Raw genomic sequence first — 20,867 nt, 5'->3', positions numbered from 1 at the left:
GAATTCGCTGCGCGCTGATGGTCGGCAGCGAGAAGTGTTCGGCGATGCGCTTTTTAATTAGCGTGGGTTGCGTCGTCGTGATGCTGGATCGCGCAGATAGCAAAGTCCCGTTGTCGCGCTCGGACAGTATCTTGTGTAGAGCGCCGTATGCGCATAGTGTGCGCGAGCGCACATATGCCCGCGTCCAGCCTCACTACGATCGCACGCGCGCGATCTGACTGGTAGTGAGGGAACCAAGGTGCGCCGAAGGGTGCGTGCGGCGCAAGCCAAATGGGATAGATGCGGCCCAACCGTTCAGGACGGACCGCATGCAGTGGAGGAAAGGAAGCACTACGGCACTACGCGAAGAACACCGGCGCGCTCGCATTGCGCTCACGCGCGCCGGCAAGGGAATTCGTCAGCGTTGAGCGTAATCGATCGTCTCGACACCCTTCTCCGTGCCGAGCAGGCACAGATCCGCGCCACGCGTCGCGAACAGGCCCACCGTCACCACACCCGGCCACGCGTTGATGTGCGCTTCGACGGTGCGCGGATCGCTGATGCGCAGGCCCTTGACGTCGAAGATCTCGTTGCCGTTGTCGGTGATGAACGGCGAGCCGTCTTTCGTCACACGCACGACGGGCACGCCGCCCAGCGCCGTCACGCGGCGGCCGATCGCCGTACGCGCCATCGGTACGACTTCGATGGGCAACGGAACCTGGCCGAGCACGTCGACGACCTTGCTTGCATCGGCGATGCAGACGAATTTCTCCGATACCGCCGCGACGATTTTCTCGCGCGTGAGCGCGCCGCCGCCGCCCTTGATCATCGCGCCGCCGTGATCGATTTCATCGGCGCCGTCGACATAGACGGGCAGCGATTCGATGTCGTTCAGGTCGAATACCTGGATACCGTGCGATTGCAGGCGCGCCGTCGTCGCGACCGAGCTGGACACGGCGCCGCGAAAACGCGATTTGTGCGCAGCGAGTGCGTCGATGAAGCAGTTCGCGGTAGAGCCGGTGCCGACGCCGATAATCGTGCCTTCGGGCACGTTGGCGATCACGTAGTCGGCGGCAGCCTGGCCGACCAGTTGCTTGAGTTCGTCTTGAGTCATGATGAGAAATGCCAGAGCAAGCGGGAAAACCCCAAGTTTACCGGAGTCGAGGCGTTCGGCCGGGTTTATTGCGCATCGGGCGCTGGCATCCGACATTCGCACCAGGCGCGCGCGGCGCCCCGCTGACTTCAGGGCGCGGTCCGTGCCGGTTCCGGCGCAGCGTCCGGCATGTACTTGTCGAGCAGCGCCTGGGCAATCGCATCCGTTTGCGCATCCGGGTTGCCGGAGTAATCGGTGGGACGGAAATGCATCTGGAACGCGCCGAACACGCGGCGCGTCCTGTCGTCGAGCACGCCGTCGGTTGCGATGTCGTAGCCGTAGCGCGCGAGTTTTTGCTGAAGCGCGCGGACATCGGCAGGCGCATGCGGGTCGCGGCCCGCGAGTTCTTTCGTGACGGTGGCGTCGTCGGGCCATGCGCCGACGCCTGCGTCGTAGAGTTGCTTCCACGGGAACACCGGACCCGGGTCGATCTTGCGTTGCGGCGCGATGTCGCTATGGCCGACGACGCGCGTCGGCGGAATGTTGTAGCGCGTAACGATGTCTTTGGCAAGCCGGATCATCGCGTCGACCTGCTGCGGCGGATACGGTTGCCACGTGCGGCCTTGCGGCCCGTCGATGGGACCGAGGTTCACGATTTCGATGCCGATCGACGCCGCGTTCAGTTCCGTCGTACCTTGCCAGCTGCTGACGCCTGCGTGCCTCGCGCGTTGGGATTCCGGCACCAGTTGCCAGACGATTGGCTCGCCGTGCTCTTCTTTCGGATGATCGGGAACGACATAGTGGGCACTGACCTGTTCTTGCGTCAGAACGTCCAGCGACTGTTTTTCGTCGATCTCGGTGTAGTGCATCACGAGGAAGCGGATACGACTGTCCTGGTATCGCGCCGGGCGCGACGTATCCGTGTAATACGTGCTGTGATGGACGATGCCCGGCGAGCAGGCGGTTGTCAGTAACGTTGCGGCAAGCGCGAGCAGTGCCAGTCGGGTCGAGGCGGACTTCATTGCTGTTGGGGTTCTTTCCTGGTTGCTGGCTTTTGCGCGTTGGGTGGCGCCTGCTTTTCGTCACATCCGGCAGCGGAACAGGGTATTCGCTGACGTTGCTGGTCACGGATTTTATCTCGTGGCCGGGATCTCGCGCGAACCGCCCGACAGACGCGCCTTACGCCTCCCCCAGCCTCTGCATCGCAGATCGCATCATTTCACTTCGGATATCGAAGCGTATCGAATGTACTGGATAGCACTCACCGCATCCTGCATTGCAAACTTATCCATCCATCTAACCGTTTAATTTAGATATGAACGAAATATGAAAAGTTGAGAACAGAATCCGATGGGCGTACGGTTTCGCACATTTTTGCAGCACCGTCCAACATATTGTTTTGTCACCGGGTCGAACTGCCGTTCTTCCCTGTGAACTGGTCCATCAATGTGTAGACGAGCAGAGAGTGCAAACGTCGATTCATGCGCCCGGTTGTGCGCCTGTTGCGATCTGCGTCTCGACCAGACTACCTTTGTCTCGAACCAGGCGTTGACGATCGGGGACTGAGATAAAACATCATCAAAACGAGTAGCGGTTTCATTCTTCTTGATGGCTTGCGAGGAGTGGCGGCGCTGGTTGTGCTTGTCTTTCATCTGGTTCAGCAACATACGCTCACTGAACTTCCCTATGCGGGCCTCGCAGTCGACTTTTTCTATGTACTGAGCGGATTCGTTGTCGCTTATGCTTACGAGCGCAAAATTCTATCGGACCAGATGCAACCGAGGGAATTCATTGAAGCGCGCATCAAGCGGCTTTATCCCCTCATATTCCTGAGCACTTCGATCGGCATATTGACGGCTTTGCTGGCTGTCATCTTCAAAGACAGCATTTCGATGCTGCAACTTCTGAAGGTCAGCGCACTTGGCCTTCTGATTTTGCCGTCATTCATATTTCCGCAGTGGCTGACAGCGTATCCGCTGAATATGGCGAGCTGGTCTCTAACCTTCGAGGCCTTTGTCAATCTCGTCTACATTGCAATTGTGCGGAAACTGTCCAGCAGAACCCTGATCCTGATGCTGACGTTGAGCTGGCTCGCACTGGTCGGTCTGGTCGTTCACGCGCATGGCATTGCCGGCGGGAACAATCAGCCAGGATGGTCTTTGGGTTTTGTCAGAGTGATGTTCCCATTCTTTGCGGGCGTGGCGCTGTACAGATTCAGGCCACAGCCGAAAGAAAAGCCAATAACCGGCATCGTTCTGTTATTGGTGCTTCCTGCAATTTTGCTGCTGAATGTTCCGCACTACGCGATTTGCAGCCTGATCTACGTTTCCATTATTTTCCCGGCGATTGTTTATGCAGGATCAGGCATCACCATTGCCCCTGAAATGAACGCATTCCTGTCTCAACTCGGCTTGCTGTCGTACCCGGTCTATATCATGCAAGGACCGATACTTCGCATTGGCGAGGAATTCATGAGACACATGCATTCGAATACCATCATGTGGCTGTTTTCGGCATTCGAATTTTGTGCGGTCATCGTGGTCTCCTGGATCGCATCGAAATATTTCGACGAACCTGTACAGAGACTCTTGCGAGGCCAGAAGCGGCTTCGTCAGGGCGATCTCATCCAGCACTCGTGAGTCTACGAGGCGGAGCGAGAGAGAGGGACTTCAGACTTGCACAGCGGTGCCCGCGCCGCCCCAGGAGGGCGACGCCTGGCGCATGAGGACGCAACGCGAATGCGAGCGCCCAACGTAAAGCGCTTACTTCTTGACCGCCCGCTGCCGCACGGCCTCAAACAGACAAACGCCCGACGCAACCGAAACGTTGAGGCTCTCGACCGAACCGGCCATCGGAATGTTCATCACTTCATCGCAGGTATCGCGAGTCAGCCTGCGCATGCCTTCGCCTTCCGCGCCCATGACAAGCGCCACCGGGCCATCGAGCTTGGTCTCGTACAGCGAAGCGGTCGCTTCTCCCGCCGTGCCGACGATCCAGACGCCCGCATCCTTCAGTTCCCGCAGCGCGCGAGCGAGATTCGTGACGGTGATATAAGGCACCGTATCGGCCGCCCCACTCGCCACCTTCGCGGCCGTCGCATTCAATCCCACTGCCTTGTCACGCGGCGCGATCACAGCATGTGCGCCGGCCGCATCAGCGACCCGCAAACAGGCGCCCAGATTGTGCGGATCCGTAATTCCATCGAGCACCAGCAACAGCGGCGTCCCCTGAATGCCATCGAGCAGTTCGGCCAGGTTCTGCGCCAGCGGCATATCGCTTGCGCGTGCCACCACACCCTGATGCCGCTCGGTGTGCGCCAAACCCCACAGCCGTGTCTCGTCAGCAGCGATCAGGCGAACGCCCGCCTCTTTCGCCACGGCCAGAAATTCATTCATCCGGCGATCGCGACGCGTCTGGTCGTAATAGATTTCTTCGACCGTCGATGAATCGTGACGCAAACGTGCCGTCACCGCGTGAAAACCGTAGAGAACCTTGAGACGTGACATGACTGAGACAACCTTTGAATGAGCGCGCCTGACTGAGCCAGTCAAGGCGCGCCCGATGAGAATGAGCGCTGCGCGCGTCGAGCACGCGCAGCGTTGCTGCGGAGACTACCTTAACGCTTCTTGTGCGCCGGCTTCGGCGACGACTTCGACGCCGCGCGCTTCTTCGATGCCGACGCCTTGCGCGCCGCGCGCGCTTCCTTCACGGCGGCCGTCTGCGCAGGCGGCGCCTTCTTGCGGCGCGCGCCTTCGGGCTGCGGCGCGCGTTCCATCGAACGCACACGCGGGCCGCCCAGATCGCTCGCCTTCTCCATCGCGCTCGCGCGATGCGACTGCGACTTCACGGGCGTGTCGCGCACCAGACGAAAATCGATCTTGCGCGCATCGAGATCCACGCGGCTGACCTGTACGCGCACGCGGTCCGACAGACGATAACGGATGCCCGTACGTTCGCCGCGCAGTTCGTTCTTGATCTCGTCGTACTGGAAGTAGTCCGAGCCAAGTTCCGTCACGTGCACCAGCCCTTCGATAAAGAGCGCATCGAGTTGCACGAAGATGCCGAACGACGTCACGCCGCTCACCATCCCGCCATACTCTTCGCCGAGCTTGTCACGCATGAAGTAGCACTTGAGCCATGCTTCGACATCGCGCGACGCTTCGTCGGCACGACGCTCGTTCGCCGAGCAATGCATGCCGAGCTCTTCCCAGATCGCCGTGTTCGGACGCCCGCGGTTGCCGCGCTTTTCGTCTTCCGCCTGCAGTGCGCGCGCACGCGGCGACAGCGCCGTGTTCAGCTCGACGCCATGCGGCGCCTTCGGCTCGTACTTGCGGCCCTGCAGGATCGCGTAGATCGCGCGGTGCGTGAGCAGGTCGGGATAACGGCGGATCGGACTCGTGAAGTGCGCGTACGCCTCATACGCGAGACCGAAGTGACCGATGTTGTCCGGGCTGTAGACGGCCTGCTGCATCGAACGCAGCAACATGGTCTGCAGCATCTGCGCGTCGGGCCGGTCGCGGATGTGCGCCATCAGCGCGGCGTAATCGCTTGCATGCGGTGTATCGCCGCCGCCGAGCGTCAGGCCCATCCCGCGCAGGAACGTGCGCAGGTTTTCCAGGCGCTCCGTGGTCGGTCCCGCGTGCACACGGTACAGACCTGGATGCTTGTTGCGCTTCATGAAGTCGGCCGCGCAGACGTTCGCAGCCAGCATGCACTCTTCGATCAGCTTGTGCGCGTCGTTGCGCGTGCGCGGCACGATCTGCTCGATCTTGCCCTGCGCATTGCAGACGATATACGTCTCGGTCGTATCGAAGTCGATGGCGCCGCGCTTCTGGCGCGCGGCAAACAGCGACTTGTACACGCCGTACAGATTCTGCAGTTGCGGCAGCAACGCAGCGCGGCGCGTCGCTTCCGGACCCTTGGTGTTGGTCAGCACAGCCGCGACTTCCGTGTACGTGAGTCGCGCGGCCGAATGCATCACGCCCGGATAGAACTGATACGCCTTGATCTCGCCGCGCGCGGTGATGACCATGTCGCACACCAGCACGCAACGGTCGACCTGCGGGTTCAACGAACAGAGACCGTTCGACAGTTTCTCCGGCAGCATCGGGATCACACGGCGCGGGAAATACACCGACGTGCTGCGCTCGATCGCATCGACATCGAGGCCGCCGTCGGGCAGCACGTAATGCGACACGTCGGCAATCGCGACGATCAGACGGAAGCCATCGCCGCGGCCGACTTTCATCGGCTCGCAATAGACGGCATCGTCGAAGTCGCGCGCGTCTTCGCCGTCGATCGTGACGAGCGGCACATCGCGCAGATCCACGCGATGCTTCATATCTACTGGCCGCACTTCGTCGGGCAGCTTCGCGGCGGCGTCGAGGGCGGCCTGGCTGAACTCGTGCGGCACGCCGTACTTGCGCACGGCGATTTCGATTTCCATGCCGGGATCGTCGATGTCACCGAGCACTTCGACCACGCGACCGAGCGGCTGCGAATGACGGCTCGGGAAGTCCGTCAGTTCGACGACGACCACCTGGCCGACCTTCGCCTTCTTGGTGTTCTGCGTGATCAGGATGTCATGGCCGATGCGCTTCTCTTCGGGCGCGACGATCAGCGCGCCGTTCTCGTTGAGCAGTCTGCCGATCACGCGCTTGTTCGCGCGGTCCGTCACCTCGACGATGTGCCCTTCGGGGCGCCCGCGCCGGTCATAGCCGACGATGCGCGCCAGCACGCGGTCGTTGTGCATGACCTTCTGCATCTCGCCCGTGGGCAGGAACAGATCGTCCTGACCGTCGTCGCGGATCAGAAAGCCGTAGCCATCGCGATGACCCTGCACGCGGCCCGCGACGAAGTTCGACGGATGCGTGAGTTGATAGTGACCGCGCTGATCGAGTCTGATCTGACCATCGCGCTCCATGGCGGCAAGGCGCTTGAAAAACCCTTCGCGCTCCTGGCGCTTGATCGACAGTGCTTCGGCGATGTCGTTCGCGGCATGCGGCGTTTCACTCGTGCGCAGCACGCCGAGGATTTCTTCGCGGCTTGGAATCGGATACGGATATTTGCTCAAGGGCTTGTCGATGATTGTTCTCGTTGCGTGGACGTCGGCGGATAGATGACGCTGCGTTAGCTGAACCTGCACTGCTGAACCTGCACTGCAACTGCGTTCGTGACTGCAACTTCGACTGCGACTGCTCGCTGACCGTGACCACCGTGCGGCCTGCTATTGCGGCGATTCTAACACCCGTCTCGCCCGCCACGCGCCGCCTGGCGGGCGATTGCGCGAGGTGTGCGGCGACTGTGCACGCGTGCTGCGATTGTCTTCAGAATGTTTTCGGGAAACGCTTGACACGCTTCTTTAGCACGCTATAATCTCGGTCTCTGCTTCAAACGCACCTTGCCCAGGTGGCGGAATTGGTAGACGCACTAGGTTCAGGTCCTAGCGGTGGCAACACCGTGGAGGTTCGAGTCCTCTCTTGGGCACCAAGATTCAAATGAAAGCCGCCTTCGGGCGGTTTTTCATTGTAGTGAGAGCACTGCTCTTCGCGCCGGTTTCAATAGTGCGGAGTGGCGATACAGGAAGTTGCAGTAACGGTGGATCGTGTAGTCATTTGATGCGCGAACAACCGAACGAAAAGATGAAGCGTTTTTCGAAATACCGATTGACACGCAGAATCTTCTCGTTAAAATAGCGGTCTAGCTTGAGACGTGCCCAGGTGGCGGAATTGGTAGACGCACTAGGTTCAGGTCCTAGCGGTGGCAACACCGTGGAGGTTCGAGTCCTCTCCTGGGCACCACTCTCTCGAGTTAAACAGATCACCCCGTAATGCGAAAGCGTGCGGGGTTTTTTGTTTTTGGCGTTCAACTTCACTACTGGCTTCAAGAGCACTCGCGTCGGCTCGAGCCAGCGCTTCAAGGGAAGCTATCTTTTGGCACGCCCTTCCTCCGTCGCTCCCAATTTCTGCGCAGCTTCCGAGATGAACAAGAACAATTAACGTGTCGAGCAATTACCATTCCCAATAATTACGAATAACAAACTTCGTCCAATCAGAATAACTACATTAATTACATTAACCAGACATTAAACCCGATCCCTCCACCGATTATCTAGGGATTAGCACTGACAAAGTGCGCTTGTTTCATGCAACCGCTTAATCGTCGGCGTACACTCAGCAAAGCCTTGAGCGACGGGGTGCGGCGTGCGCTGTTTCAGCCACGCAAAAAGGCTGGTGCATAGCACGATCCATCGGAGACAGGAGAACAATTGAAATGAGCTGGACTCGGGAACAAAGAAACGTCACGATCGCGGCATATTTAGGCTGGACGCTCGACGCATTCGATTTCTTTCTGATGGTATTTGTCCTGAAAGACATCGCGAGCGAATTCGGCACCGATATTAAATCGGTTTCATTCGGCATCATGCTGACCCTCATGATGCGGCCAGTCGGCGCGCTCATCTTCGGCTACCTCGCCGACAAGTTCGGCCGCCGTCCCACGCTGATGGTAAACATTGCGTGCTTCTCGCTGCTGGAACTGCTCTCCGGTCTCTCCCCCAATCTCACCACGCTGCTGATACTGCGCGCGCTGTTCGGCATCGCGATGGGCGGCGAATGGGGCGTCGGCGGCGCGCTGACGATGGAAACCGTGCCGCCCAAGGCGCGCGGCTTCGTCTCCGGCCTGCTGCAGGCGGGTTATCCGAGCGGCTATCTGCTCGCCGGCCTCGTGTTCGGCCAGCTCTACCAGTACATCGGCTGGCGCGGCATGTTCTTCATCGGCGTGCTGCCGGCGCTGCTGGTGCTGTATATCCGCGCGCACGTGCCCGAATCGCCGGCATTCCAGACGCTCGAAAAGAAGACGCGGCCCGGGCTCGTCGCCACGCTCAAGCAGAACTGGAAGCTCTCCGTCTACGCGATCATCCTGATGACGGCGTTCAATTTCTTCTCGCACGGTTCACAAGATCTGTATCCGACCTTCCTGCGCGTGCAGCACGGCCATGATGCGCACACGGTCCAGTGGATCACCATCGTGCTGAACATCGGCGCGATCTGCGGCGGGCTGTTCTTCGGCGCGCTGTCGGAGAAGATCGGCCGCAAGCGCGCGATCTGCATCGCCGCGCTGATCGCCCTGCCCGTGCTGCCGCTGTGGGCCTTTTCGGCGACGCCCGTCATGCTCGCCGCCGGCGCCTTCCTGATGCAGATTTCCGTGCAAGGCGCGTGGGGCGTGATTCCCGTGCATCTGAACGAGATCTCGCCCGACGAGATCCGCGCGACCTTCCCCGGTCTCGTGTATCAGCTCGGCAACCTGATCGCATCGGTGAACGGGCCGCTGCAGGCGGGCATCGCCGAGGCGCATGGCAACGACTACGCGACCGTGATGGCGACCGTCATCGGCATCGTCGCTGTGGTGATCGCCGTATTTATTCTTTTCAGCCGTGAACGGCGCGGCATAGATATGACACAATCTGCCGAACAGGTCGCGGCGACGGTACACTGATCGCACGCACCACAGCTACACCATAAGGGCGCTGCGCCCGGGCCAAAAATGCAGCAGATACGAGGCCGCTCCGGTTCATTCCGGAGCGGCCTTTTTTGTCCGCGTCGTTTGCGAGGGCACGCGCGGTCGGAGACTTTTAGAGGAGTTGATCGACACTCACCTCTTGCCCGATCAAGGACGATCTTCTTATCCTGAAAAAAGAACGCACGTTTCAAATTTAAATTTGAATCGACTGTTTTAGGCCGGTGAGAGCCGGTAGGGAGACATAAACATGACAACTCGCACGACGAGCCGCCAATCCGGCGATACCAAATCGCGCATCCTCGATGCAGCCGAAACGCTCTTCATCGAATGCGGTTATGAAGCAATGTCACTGCGGCAGATCACGTCGAAAGCGGAGGTCAACCTGGCCGCCGTCAACTATCACTTCGGCAGCAAGGAAGCGCTGATGCACGCGATGCTGTCGCGCCGCCTCGACCTGCTGAACCAGGAGCGTCTCAAGCTGCTCGACCGCTTCGACGCGTTGCTCGGACCGCGCCTGACCTGCGAGCACGTGCTGGGCGCGATGTTCATTCCGGCGCTGCGCGTGTCGCGCGATACGCGCATTGCGGGCAAGGCATTCCTGCGTCTGCTGGGCCGCGCGTACACCGATCCGTCGCCGTTCATCCGTGATTTCCTGAACGCGCACTATGCGTCCGTCGCCGAGCGCTTCTTCGAAGCGTTCCAGCGCGCACTGCCGCATCTGCCGCGCGAAGAACTCGGCTGGCGCCTGCACTTCGCGATCGGCGCGCTCTCCGGTGTGCTGGCGGGCGCGGAAACCGACAGCCTGATCACCGAGTTCTCGCAGGGCAAGTCGATGAACGATCTGCAACTGATCGCGCGGCTGGCGACCTTGATCGTGTCGGCATTGAAGGCGCCGTTGCCGGATGCGAGCCAGCTTGCCGTGTTCGCGTCGGTGCTCGGCGACGCCGGCAGCGCCGACATCGCATGCGATGCCGTGCGCGACGCGCAGGCGAACTGTGCAGCGGCCTCGGAAACGCAACCGGACGAGACGGCCGATACATCTGCTACGCAGGCCCAGCCGGCCGCGCCGCAGGCATCGCAACTCACCGCGCCGCCGGATGCCGTCAAGCGCGTCGCCGCCAGCCCGTTCCCGCAGGCGGTGCACAGCGACCGTCAGGCCGACGCGCGTGACTACGGCTCGCACTACGTCGCTCACAACTGACGCGACCGACGCTGGCGCCCGCACACACGGGCGCCAGCACCGCCGGCCAACGCATAAAGTCACGCAACATCACGTCACATCAGGCCGCATCGCGCGCACACTCGCATTAGACGCGTCCCTCGGTCCGACAGGCACACAGGCTGCAACAGACAATGGCGGACCTCGCACCGCCAGGCTTCACCCCAACACGAAAACATGGCGAGCCGCCGCGCATCGCGGGACGGTCTCGCCCATACGAAATAGAACAAGGAGGAATCGCCATGAGCTGGTTCATCGTTGCGCTGATCGTCGCTGCCGGCGCGCTCGTCTATATGCAGGCGCGGGCATCGTGGTGGCTCGCCTTCCTCGTCGCATGGGTCGCGGCGGCCTGCGCGACACACGCGGCCGGCACCGTGCTGACGATCCTGCTGGCGATCGCGCTGGTCGCTCCCGCACTCGTGCTGGCCATCAAGCCGTTGCGACGCGCGTGGATCAGCGCGCGCGTGCTCGACGTGTTCCGCAAGATTTTGCCCGACATGTCGCCGACCGAACGCGACGCCATCGAAGCGGGCACGGTCTGGTGGGATGCCGAACTGTTCTCGGGTCGCCCGCACTGGGACACGCTGCTCGGCCATGGCCCGGCCACGCTCACCGTCGAAGAAAAAGCCTTTCTCGACAACGAATGCGAGCAGCTCTGCGACATCGCCAACGACTGGGAAACCACCGCCGTCTGGCAAGACCTGTCGCCGCAAGCGTGGCAGTTCGTCAAGGACAAGGGCTTTCTCGGCATGATCATCCCGAAGCAGTACGGCGGCAAAGGCTTCGGTGCGTACGCGCATTCGCAGGTCATCATGAAGCTCGCCACGCGCTGCTCGGCCGCCGCCGTCTCGGTGATGGTGCCGAACTCGCTCGGCCCGGCCGAACTGCTGCTGCACTACGGCACCGACGCGCAGAAGAACCACTATCTGCCGCGTCTCGCGCGCGGCGACGATATCCCCTGCTTCGCGCTGACGAGTCCGTACGCGGGTTCGGATGCAGCGGCGATTCCCGATGTCGGCATCGTCTGCAAGGGCAGTTTCGAAGGACGCGAAATGCTCGGCTTTCGCGTCACGTGGAGCAAGCGCTACATCACGCTCGGGCCGATCGCGACGGTGCTCGGCCTCGCGTTCCGCGCGCTCGACCCCGACCATCTGCTCGGCAGCGACGACGAACCGGGCATCACCTGCGCGCTGATTCCGACCGATCACCCCGGCGTCAACATCGGCCGCCGTCACTGGCCGCTCAATGCCGTGTTCCAGAACGGCCCGAACTCCGGCAAGGACGTATTCATCCCACTCGACTGGGTGATCGGCGGACGCCCGCAGGTCGGCAACGGCTGGCGCATGCTGATGGAGTGTCTCGCGGCGGGCCGCGCGATTTCGCTGCCGTCGTCGAACGTGGGGATGTCGAAGCTCGCGGTGCGTGGCGTCGGCGCCTATGCCGCTGTGCGGCGGCAGTTCCGCACGGCCATCGGCAAGTTCGAGGGCGTGCAGGAAGCGCTCGGGCGCATGGGCGGCAACCTCTATGTGATGGACGCGGCGCGCCGCCTGTCCGCGCATGCTGTCGATCTCGGCGAAAAGCCGTCCGTGATTTCCGCGATCTCGAAGTACCACATCACCGAGCGCAACCGCCAGGTGATCGACGACGGCATGGACGTGGTGGCGGGCAAAGGCATCTGCATGGGCCCGTCGAATTTTCTTGCACGCGCTTACCAGCAGGTGCCGATTTCGATCACCGTCGAAGGCGCGAACATTCTCACGCGCTGCCTGATCATCTTCGGTCAGGGCGCGATCCGCTGCCATCCGTACGTGCTCAAGGAAATGGCCGCGACACGCGAACCGGACCGCGAAAAGGCACTGCGTGATTTCGACGAAGCCTTTTTCGGGCACATCGGCTTCACGCTGTCGAATGCCGTGCGCAGCGTCGTGCACGGCGTGACGGGCGGCCTGCTGATCGCGAAGCCGCAGCGCGCCCATGCGCCGCTTGCGCGCTACTACCGCGCGGCCACCCGGCTTTCGACGGTGTTCGCGCTGCTCGCCGACGTATCGATGCTGGTGCTCGGCGGGGAACTGAAGCGGCGCGAACGCATCTCGGCACGGCTTGGCGACGTGCTGTCGCAGTTGTATCTGATCTCCGCGACGCTCAAGCGTTTCGAAGACGAAGGCCGTCACGCCAGCGATCTGCCGCTGGTGCAATGGGGCGTCGAAGACGCGCTGTATCGCGCACAGACGGCCCTCGACGGCGTGCTGCGCAACTATCCGAACCGTCTCGCGGCGGCCCTCGTGCGCGCGCTGGCGTTTCCGTTCGGCTTGCCGCATCGCGTGCCCTCGGACGCGCTCGGCAGCGCGATCGCCGAACTGATGCAGACACCCGGCGACACGCGCGACCGCCTGCTCGCCGATTCGTACGTGCCGCACGTCGGCGTCGATCCCATCGGCTACGGTGAACTGGCGTTTGCGCTGACGCCGCAAGTCACCCAGCTGGAAAAGCGCCTGCGCGAAGCGATCAAGCATGGCCGCATCGAGCCGATTCCCCAAAGCCTCGCCGATCTGACCAGATGGAATGAAGCGGCGCAGCAACTTGGCCTGATCGACGAAGACGAGCGTGAGGTGCTCGATGCCTACGCGCGCTACGGCGCCGAGGTCGTGAAGGTCGACGACTTCCCGGCCGATTTTGGCCTGCTCGCCGACCTGCAACGGCGCAAGGAAGCGCTCGAGAAGGCAATGGAACTGGCCGCGTGACGCCAGCCGCAGCGCGTCGACCTGACGAAATCAACCGACACGGGAAAAGGGACGTAACTTGCGGCAAGTCATGCGCTCCGTGCACACTGACGTACGTCCGTCGGGCCAGGAGCCAATAACGTGAACGATTCCTACCTGAACTTCGTCAATTCGCCGCTGGGCGCGCGGGTCGCGCGCTCGCTCGGACTGCCGAAGCCCGAGGTACTGCGCCGCTACCGCGCCGATGCACCCGAATTCGACGGCATCGCCGCCGTCGGCGCGGGGCCGGCGCCGCAACTGCTCGACGCGCTCGCCGGGGTGATTGCCCATCTCGGCATCACGAGCGTCGCGCATGCCAGCGCGGGGCTGTGGGTGCCGCTTGCGAACCGCCACGGGCTGATGACGGGCCGCTTCGAACCCACCGATCCCGCCGCCGGATCGCAGGCGCGCGTGAAAGCGCTGGTGTTCGATGCAAGCGGCATCGACAACAGCGCGCAGCTCGACACGCTCTACGCGTTTTTCCACGACGCGCTGCGCTCGCTCGACAAATCCGGCCGCATCGTCGTGCTTGGCCGTCCGCCCGAAAGCAGCACGAACCCGCGTCAGTGGGCAGCGCAACGCGCGCTGGAAGGCGTGACGCGCTCGCTCGGCAAGGAGGCGCGGCGCGGCATTGCGGCAAATCTGATCTATGTCGCGCCGGGCGGCGAAGGCGGCATCGAATCGACCTTGCGCTTCTTTCTGTCGCCGCGTTCGGCTTATGTGTCGGGTCAGGTCGTGCGGATCGGCGCGGCGCATCCGGCGTTTGCCGCGGACTTCGACTGGACCCAGCCGCTCGCCGGCCAGCGCGCCGTCGTCACGGGCGCGGCGCGCGGCATCGGGGCGGCCATCGCCAACGTGCTCGCCGCGCAGGGCGCGCACGTGATCGGCGTCGACATTCCCTCCGCCACCGATGCCCTCGATGCCACCATGCGCCAGCTCGGCGGCACGGCGCTCGCGCTCGACATCGCCGCACCGGAAACGCCCGCGCAACTGGCGGCAGCGCTCGACGAACTGGGCGTCGACGTGGTCGTGCACAACGCGGGTGTCACAAAAGACAAAACCATCGCGAAGATGACGGAAGCCGCGTGGCGCACGGTGATCGACATCAACCTGTCGGCGCAGGAGCGCATCGACGACGCGCTGCTCGAAGCGGGCACGCTGCGCGACGGCGGCCGCATTGTCTGCGTGTCGTCGATCAGCGGCATCGCGGGCAATCTCGGGCAGACCAACTACGCGGCGTCGAAGGCGGGCGTGATTGGCCGCGTGCAAGGCATGGCGCCGTTTCTGGCGGCACGGCGCATCACGATCAATGCCGTCGCGCCCGGCTTCATCGAAACACAGATGACAGCGAAAATGCCGCTCGCCTTGCGCGAAGCCGGCCGCCGCATGAACTCGATGAGCCAGGGCGGCCAGCCCGCCGACGTCGCGCAGACCATCGCGTGGCTCGCGCATCCGGGTTCGGCGGGCGTGACGGGGCAGATCGTGCGCGTCTGCGGCCAAAGCCTGATAGGAGCGTGACGTCATGGCGTTCTACGACTCCAGTTCGATGTTCGGCGCGCCGCGCACCAAAACGGTCGTGCTGCCGGAATTGCCCAAGCCTGCGCTGCTGTATGCGCGGGCGCTGTCGGGTGTGATCAAGGGCTTTCAGCGCAACCGCCCGACCGACCTGCCCGCGCTGCGGCTCGTGCGCCCCGCCGTATCGCTCGATTCGGCTGCCATCGAACATTACGCGCGCGTGTGCGGCTTTTTCCCCGAACAGGGCATTCCGTTCACGTTTCCGCATCTGCTGGCGTTCCCGCTGCATCTGCTGTTGCTGACCGACCCGGCGTTTCCGTGGCCCGCGCTCGGCCTCGTGCATCTGGCCAACAGCGTGCACATGCGCCGACCGCTTTCATTCGACGACACCTTACGCGTCGAAGTCGAGTTCGGCGCGCGCCTGCGCCACGACAAGGGCCAGGCGTTCGTGATGCAGACGCGCGTCTACCGGCGCGGCGAAGCCGTGTGGGACGGCGACAGCGTGTATCTGAAGCGCGGCGTCGCGGCGAGCGGCGATCCTCTCGCGCCGATGGAAGCCGCCGGCGACGCGCTCGCGCGTGCGGCACGCTGGCAACTGCCGTCGCAACTCGGCCGCGATTACGCCAAGGCATCGGGCGACTTCAACCCGATCCATCTGACGATGCTGTCTGCCAGAGTATTCGGCTTTCGACGCGCGATTGCGCATGGCATGTGGACGCTGGCCCGCACGGCGGCCGCGCTGCAGCCGCCCAAGCGGCTCGCCGACGCCACGCTCGCTGGTGAGTTCAAGCTGCCGATGCTGCTGCCGGGCGAGGCCTCGCTTTGGACGGCATCGCCATCGCCGACCGCACGCGATTTCGAAGTGCGCGATCCACAAGGCGGCAAGCCGCATCTGCGTGGCCGCTTCCAGTGGAATCTGCAATGACGCGGTGCCGGACGGCGAGCCATCCAGCCCACGCTGCCGCCGCATTGGACAACATGAAACTGACAATGAAATCAATGCCCCGCCTGATCCGTTTCAGGCAGGTGCCGGGCATTGCATGCGCGATTCGATCCGCCGCACAGGCGGACACACAAAGGGAGCCGCACGATGCCTGACACGTCACGACCGCCGTCCAGCCCGCTACCCACTGCCCGCCGGGTGGCGATCATCGGCGGCAACCGCATTCCGTTCGCCCGCTCGAACACCGCGTATGCGACGGCTTCGAACCAGGACATGCTGACGTTTGCGCTGCAAGGTCTGATCGACCGCTACAACCTGCATGGCGAGCGCCTCGGCGAAGTCGCGGCGGGCGCCGTCATCAAGCATTCGCGCGACTTCAACCTGACGCGCGAGGCGCTGCTGTCGACCACGCTGGCGAAGGAAACCCCCGCTTACGACGTGCAGCAGGCCTGCGGCACGGGCCTCGAAGCGGCCATCCTCGTGGCGAACAAGATCGCGCTCGGGCAGATCGAAGCCGGCATCGCGGGCGGCGCGGATACGACCTCGGATGCGCCCATCGGCGTCAACGAACGGATGCGCAAGATCCTGCTCGAAGCGAATCGCGGCAAATCGGCGGGACAGCGCGTCGGCGCGCTCGCCAAGCTGCGGCCCGGCATGTTCTTCAAGCCGTTGCTGCCGCGCAATGTCGAGCCGCGCACGGGGCTGTCGATGGGCGAGCATTGCGAACTGATGGCCAAGCGCTGGGGTATTTCGCGCGAGGCACAGGACGTGCTGGCCTACGACAGCCACCGCAAGCTGACGGAAGCTTACGCACGCGGCTTTTTCAACGACCTCATGACGCCGTTTCGCGGCCTCGCGCGCGACAACAATCTGCGCAGCGACCTGACACTCGACAAGCTCGCGACGCTCAAGCCCGTATTCGACCGCGACGCGGGCACGATGACGGCGGGCAACTCGACGCCGCTGACGGACGGCGCCTCGGCCGTGCTGCTCGCCAGCGAAGCATGGGCCGCCGAGCGCGGCCTGCCCGTGCTCGCATGGCTGACGGGGCACGAGACAGCCGCCGTCGACTTCTTCGACAAGAAGGAGGGCTTGCTGATGGCGCCTGCGTACGCCGTGCCGCGCATGCTGCAACGTGCCGGCCTGACGCTGCAGGACTTCGACTACTACGAGATTCACGAAGCGTTCGCCGCGCAGGTGCTCTGCACGCTCGCCGCCTGGCAGGACGACGAGTACTGCCGCACGCAGCTGGGACTCGAAGGCGCGCTCGGCACCATCGATCGCGCGAAAATGAACGTGAATGGTGGATCGCTCGCGACGGGCCATCCGTTTGCCGCGACGGGCGGACGCATCGTCGCCGGGCTGGCCAAGATGCTGGCGCAGCTCGACAAGCCGGCAGGCACCGCGCGCGGCCTGATTTCGATCTGCGCGGCGGGCGGCCAGGGTGTCGTCGCGATTCTGGAACGGTAGAATCGCGCACCATCCGGGAACGGCAGCACACCGAACGATTCATGCACACGACACTTACAACGACAACACTGAAACACCGGGAGACACCATGATGACCGAGCCGACCACCTCGCAACCGATGCAAACGCAAACGCAATCGCAAACCCAGTCGCCGGCGCCCGCCTCGCACGCGCCGAACACCGACGGCATCTGGTTCGCGTCCTATGCGCCCGAGGTGCCGCGCGAGATCGACGTGTCGCAGTACCCATCCGTGGTCACGTTCTTCGACGAATGCACCACGCGCTTTCGCGATCGCGTCGCCTATGTGAGCGTCGCCGAAAACCTGACCTATGGCGAACTGGCGCGCAAGGCGACGGCATTCGCTGCGTATCTGCAAAGCATCGGCGTAAAGCCCGGCGACCGCGTCGCGATCATGCTGCCGAACACCTTCCAGTATCCCGTCGCCCTGTTCGGCGTGCTGAAGGCGGGTGCCATCGTCGTCAATGTGAATCCGCTCTATACGGTGCGCGAACTGTCGCATCAGCTGAAGGACAGCGGCGCGCAAACCATCGTCGTGTTCGAGAACTTCGCAAAGACGGTCGAAGACTCGCTGGCAGGCACGCGCGTGCAGAACGTGATCGTCACGGCGCTCGGCGATCTGCTCAAGGACGGCTTCAACCTGAAAGGCAAGCTGATCAACTTCGTGCTGCGCCATGTGCAGAAGCTCGTGCCTGCGTACAACCTGCCGCAAGCCGTGCCCTTGCTGAAGGCACTCTCGACGGGCTACGGACGCACGCTCGCACCCGTGCAGATTTCCGCCACTGACCTCGCGTTCCTGCAATACACGGGCGGCACGACGGGCGTCGCGAAAGGCGCGATGCTCACGCACCGCAATATCGTCGCCAAGCTGCTGCAGGCGAAGGTGGGGGCCGAAAGCCAGCTGACCGACGATATCGAAACGGTGCTCACGCCGCTGCCGCTTTATCACATCTATTCGCTGACCGTGAACGCGATGATCTTCATGGGTCTGGGCGGACGCAACATCCTGATCGCCAATCCGCGCGACACGAAGATGGTGATGAAGATCCTGCGCAACGAAACCTTCACGGGCATTACAGCCGTCAACACGCTCTATAACGCGTTCCTCGACAACGAGGAATTCCGCAATCGCGACTTCTCGAATCTCAAGCTGGCGATGGCGGGCGGCATGGCGATGCAGCAGGCCGTGGCCGAGCGTTTCCGCCAGGTGACGGGCAAGCCGATCATCGAAGGTTACGGGCTGACGGAATGTTCGCCCATCGTGTCGATGAACCCGGTGGATCTGAAGCACATGCGCGAATTCGACGGCTCGATCGGTCTGCCCGCACCTTCCACGCACGTGCGTTTCCGCAAGGACGACGGCAGTTGGGCCAATATTGGCGAACCGGGCGAGCTGTGCGTGAAAGGCCCGCAAGTGATGAAAGGCTATTGGAATCGTCCGGAAGAAACCGCCAAGGTGCTCGACGACGACGGCTGGCTCGCCACGGGCGATATCGGCGTGATGGATTCGCGCGGCTATATCCGCCTGATCGACCGCAAGAAAGACATGATTTTAGTGTCGGGTTTCAATGTGTATCCGAACGAGATCGAAGACGTGATCGCGATGCACCCGGATGTGCGCGAAGTGGCCGCGATCGGCATTCCCGATGTCGCGCAAGGCGAGCGCGTGAAAGTGTTCGTCGTGCGCCGCAACCCTTCGCTCACCGAGGAACAGGTGATCGCGCATTGCCGCAAGAATCTGACGGGCTACAAGGTGCCGAAGGTCGTCGAGTTCCGCGACGAGCTTCCGCAAACGAATGTCGGCAAGATCCTGCGGCGCGAGCTGCGCGATCAGGAGCTGGCGAAGCAGAAAAACTCGTGACGGCTTTGCGCGCCTGACGGCGCAGCAGGTGCGAAGCCTTCCGCGCTTTTGGGAGTGATCCATGCGTCACCCGAAGATTGTGGAACTGGCTTCGCGCCGTCGGTTGCGTGGCGGTCGTCTTTGCCGTTTGCTGGCAATACTTGCGTGCGCAATGATCACGACCGCGACGGTTCCCGCCGGCGCACAGAACGAGGCGTCCGGCACGGCTGCGCAGACGGCGCCTTCACCCGCCTCGGCACCCGCCTCTGCCCTGCTCGCCAACGACACGCTGGAAAACGTCGCGAAGATGTCGTCCGAACGGCAGGTCAAGTGGCTGCGCAACGCCGCGCAGAGCGGCGCGCTCGAACAGATGGACGTCGCCACGCTCACCGCGCTGTTCCAGTCGGTCGAGCCAATGACGGTGCCGCGTTACATCGAGGAAGGCCCGAACGGCTACCCGTCGTACGAGTTCACCATGTTGCGCCAGGAGCGCATTCGCGGCGCCTGGCCGCGCCGGCCCGATCACATGCTGGTCAGGCTCACGCGCGACCCGCTGCGGATCTACGGCAAATGGCTGCCGGGCGGCCCGCACGCAGGGCAGGAAGTCATCTACGACGCGTCGAAGCGTGCCGACGAGATGTATGGGCATCTTGGCGGCATCTTCAACATCATGCCGCTGTGGACATCGATCAACGGCGCGCTGGCGCGTTCCCAGTCGAATCACCGCGTGCGCGATCTCGGCACCGAGTTCATCGCGCAGCAGTTTCTCGACGAAGGCCGGAAATTCGCCGCGGCGGGCATCACGCGGCCCGCGCAGATCGACGTGCGAACCATCGACGGCGTGCGTGTCGTTGCGTTCACCTACGAGACACCGACAGGCCAGCCCGAGTATTACGCGAAAAAGGAGGTGCTCGGCCTCGACCTGCGGCATCCGTATTTCCGCACGGCCGAATCGTATGGCAACGATGGCGAAATTTTCGAGCGCATCGTGTTCCTGACGATCACGCCTAAAACCTTCGACGACATGGCATTCGATCCGAAGAACCCTGAGTACCGGTTCTGATCGCGGGTCTGTTCAGGCTCGTTCAGACACGCAGCGCAAATGCGATCGCCGCGCGCTGCAGCACGCTACGCATCTGCGGCAAGGCCGCAGCGGGTTGCTGTGCGAGCCGCGCGAGCACGAAGAAATCGGCAGCGCGTGTCACGCCGATCACGCTCAGCCGTGCGCCCGAACGCGCCGCCAGTGCCGCGCGCGGAGCCAGTGTCTCGTACCAGAGCGTGGCGATGTCCGCGTGCGGCGTGGCGTCCAGATCGACGATGTGCACACGCATGCGGGAAGCGTGCTGTAACAGCGCACCCGATTCAGCTAGCGCCGTGTCGACCAGCGCAAGATCGGCGTGCAGCGCATCGGCATGCGGCCAGCGTAAAGCCCACGACGCAGGCCACGCGGCCGTCGTCGACAGCCATGCGCCCGCTGCAATGAAAGTGCGCCGCTGCATGTCGCGTCCTCC

Annotated in this window: 14 protein-coding genes and 2 tRNA genes; 11 read left to right on the top strand and 5 right to left on the bottom strand. The window is 63.0% G+C overall.

The window, feature by feature from the left end; translation table 11 throughout:
* Window positions 1-397: 397 nt before the first annotated feature.
* A complete protein-coding gene (gene rpiA / locus DK391_RS13050) occupies window positions 398-1,093 on the bottom strand; it encodes a ribose-5-phosphate isomerase RpiA (RefSeq protein WP_109478390.1) in 696 nt (231 codons plus the stop codon).
* Between the two features lie 128 nt (window positions 1,094-1,221).
* The gene (locus tag DK391_RS13045) at window positions 1,222-2,094 is read right to left on the bottom strand and encodes an N-acetylmuramoyl-L-alanine amidase (protein ID WP_239482805.1); all 873 of its coding nucleotides are present in this window, start codon (window positions 2,092-2,094) and stop codon (window positions 1,222-1,224) included.
* A 591-nt stretch (window positions 2,095-2,685) separates the two neighbouring features.
* On the opposite strand from DK391_RS13045, the gene DK391_RS13040 reads away from it, so the two are divergent.
* Window positions 2,686-3,711, top strand: a complete 1,026-nt coding sequence (locus tag DK391_RS13040) for an acyltransferase (protein WP_275426822.1) — start codon at window positions 2,686-2,688, stop codon at window positions 3,709-3,711.
* A gap of 123 nt (window positions 3,712-3,834) precedes the next feature.
* Here DK391_RS13040 and rlmB read toward each other — a convergent pair whose 3' ends face one another.
* Together rlmB and rnr are read right to left on the bottom strand one after the other, a co-directional pair.
* Window positions 3,835-4,578 carry a 23S rRNA (guanosine(2251)-2'-O)-methyltransferase RlmB gene (gene rlmB / locus DK391_RS13035; RefSeq protein WP_109478388.1) on the bottom strand — a complete coding sequence of 248 codons (744 nt, stop codon included), beginning with the start codon at window positions 4,576-4,578 and terminating at the stop codon, window positions 3,835-3,837.
* A 110-nt stretch (window positions 4,579-4,688) separates the two neighbouring features.
* The gene (gene rnr / locus DK391_RS13030; protein ID WP_109478387.1) at window positions 4,689-7,217 is read right to left on the bottom strand and encodes a ribonuclease R; all 2,529 of its coding nucleotides are present in this window, start codon (window positions 7,215-7,217) and stop codon (window positions 4,689-4,691) included.
* Between the two features lie 257 nt (window positions 7,218-7,474).
* On the opposite strand from rnr, the gene DK391_RS13025 reads away from it, so the two are divergent.
* The 10 genes from DK391_RS13025 (at window position 7,475) to DK391_RS12980 (ending at window position 20,419) form a co-directional block, all read left to right on the top strand.
* Window positions 7,475-7,561: transfer RNA gene (locus DK391_RS13025), tRNA-Leu, on the top strand.
* A gap of 224 nt (window positions 7,562-7,785) precedes the next feature.
* A tRNA-Leu gene (locus tag DK391_RS13020) sits at window positions 7,786-7,872 on the top strand.
* A gap of 472 nt (window positions 7,873-8,344) precedes the next feature.
* Complete coding sequence (locus DK391_RS13015; RefSeq protein ID WP_109478386.1) at window positions 8,345-9,568, top strand: MFS transporter; 1,224 nt, start codon at window positions 8,345-8,347, stop codon at window positions 9,566-9,568.
* Between the two features lie 271 nt (window positions 9,569-9,839).
* Complete coding sequence (locus tag DK391_RS13010) at window positions 9,840-10,793, top strand: TetR/AcrR family transcriptional regulator (protein WP_109478385.1); 954 nt, start codon at window positions 9,840-9,842, stop codon at window positions 10,791-10,793.
* 260 nt (window positions 10,794-11,053) lie between these two features.
* Window positions 11,054-13,552, top strand: a complete 2,499-nt coding sequence (locus tag DK391_RS13005) for an acyl-CoA dehydrogenase (RefSeq protein WP_109478384.1) — start codon at window positions 11,054-11,056, stop codon at window positions 13,550-13,552.
* Between the two features lie 120 nt (window positions 13,553-13,672).
* Window positions 13,673-15,088 (top strand): 3-oxoacyl-ACP reductase, encoded by a 1,416-nt coding sequence (locus tag DK391_RS13000; protein WP_109478383.1) that lies wholly within the window; start codon window positions 13,673-13,675, stop codon window positions 15,086-15,088.
* Between the two features lie 4 nt (window positions 15,089-15,092).
* Complete coding sequence (locus DK391_RS12995; protein WP_109478382.1) at window positions 15,093-16,010, top strand: MaoC/PaaZ C-terminal domain-containing protein; 918 nt, start codon at window positions 15,093-15,095, stop codon at window positions 16,008-16,010.
* Window positions 16,011-16,175: 165 nt separating this feature from the next.
* The gene (locus DK391_RS12990; protein ID WP_109478381.1) at window positions 16,176-17,498 is read left to right on the top strand and encodes an acetyl-CoA C-acetyltransferase; all 1,323 of its coding nucleotides are present in this window, start codon (window positions 16,176-16,178) and stop codon (window positions 17,496-17,498) included.
* 91 nt (window positions 17,499-17,589) lie between these two features.
* Window positions 17,590-19,377: an AMP-binding protein gene (locus tag DK391_RS12985; RefSeq protein WP_109478452.1), complete on the top strand. Its 1,788-nt coding sequence runs from the start codon at window positions 17,590-17,592 to the stop codon at window positions 19,375-19,377.
* 61 nt (window positions 19,378-19,438) lie between these two features.
* Window positions 19,439-20,419 carry a DUF1571 domain-containing protein gene (locus tag DK391_RS12980; RefSeq protein WP_109478380.1) on the top strand — a complete coding sequence of 327 codons (981 nt, stop codon included), beginning with the start codon at window positions 19,439-19,441 and terminating at the stop codon, window positions 20,417-20,419.
* Between the two features lie 22 nt (window positions 20,420-20,441).
* On the opposite strand, the gene DK391_RS12975 is transcribed toward DK391_RS12980, so the two are convergent.
* The gene (locus DK391_RS12975) at window positions 20,442-20,855 is read right to left on the bottom strand and encodes a hypothetical protein (RefSeq protein ID WP_109478379.1); all 414 of its coding nucleotides are present in this window, start codon (window positions 20,853-20,855) and stop codon (window positions 20,442-20,444) included.
* Window positions 20,856-20,867: the final 12 nt, after the last annotated feature.

This window comes from Paraburkholderia sp. C35, assembly GCF_003121405.1.
Classification (GTDB): Bacteria; Pseudomonadota; Gammaproteobacteria; order Burkholderiales; family Burkholderiaceae; genus Paraburkholderia.
This window is presented reverse-complemented; position numbering and strand designations above follow the sequence as displayed.

Coding starts and splice junctions, on each gene's coding strand:
- rpiA (WP_109478390.1), bottom strand. CDS start 1,093: ATGACTCAAGACGAACTCAAGCAACTGGTCGGCCAGGCTGCCGCCGAC.
- DK391_RS13045 (WP_239482805.1), bottom strand. CDS start 2,094: ATGAAGTCCGCCTCGACCCGACTGGCACTGCTCGCGCTTGCCGCAACG.
- rlmB (WP_109478388.1), bottom strand. CDS start 4,578: ATGTCACGTCTCAAGGTTCTCTACGGTTTTCACGCGGTGACGGCACGT.
- DK391_RS13015 (WP_109478386.1), top strand. CDS start 8,345: ATGAGCTGGACTCGGGAACAAAGAAACGTCACGATCGCGGCATATTTA.
- DK391_RS13010 (WP_109478385.1), top strand. CDS start 9,840: ATGACAACTCGCACGACGAGCCGCCAATCCGGCGATACCAAATCGCGC.
- DK391_RS13005 (WP_109478384.1), top strand. CDS start 11,054: ATGAGCTGGTTCATCGTTGCGCTGATCGTCGCTGCCGGCGCGCTCGTC.
- DK391_RS12995 (WP_109478382.1), top strand. CDS start 15,093: ATGGCGTTCTACGACTCCAGTTCGATGTTCGGCGCGCCGCGCACCAAA.
- DK391_RS12990 (WP_109478381.1), top strand. CDS start 16,176: ATGCCTGACACGTCACGACCGCCGTCCAGCCCGCTACCCACTGCCCGC.
- DK391_RS12985 (WP_109478452.1), top strand. CDS start 17,590: ATGACCGAGCCGACCACCTCGCAACCGATGCAAACGCAAACGCAATCG.
- DK391_RS12980 (WP_109478380.1), top strand. CDS start 19,439: ATGCGTCACCCGAAGATTGTGGAACTGGCTTCGCGCCGTCGGTTGCGT.
- DK391_RS12975 (WP_109478379.1), bottom strand. CDS start 20,855: ATGCAGCGGCGCACTTTCATTGCAGCGGGCGCATGGCTGTCGACGACG.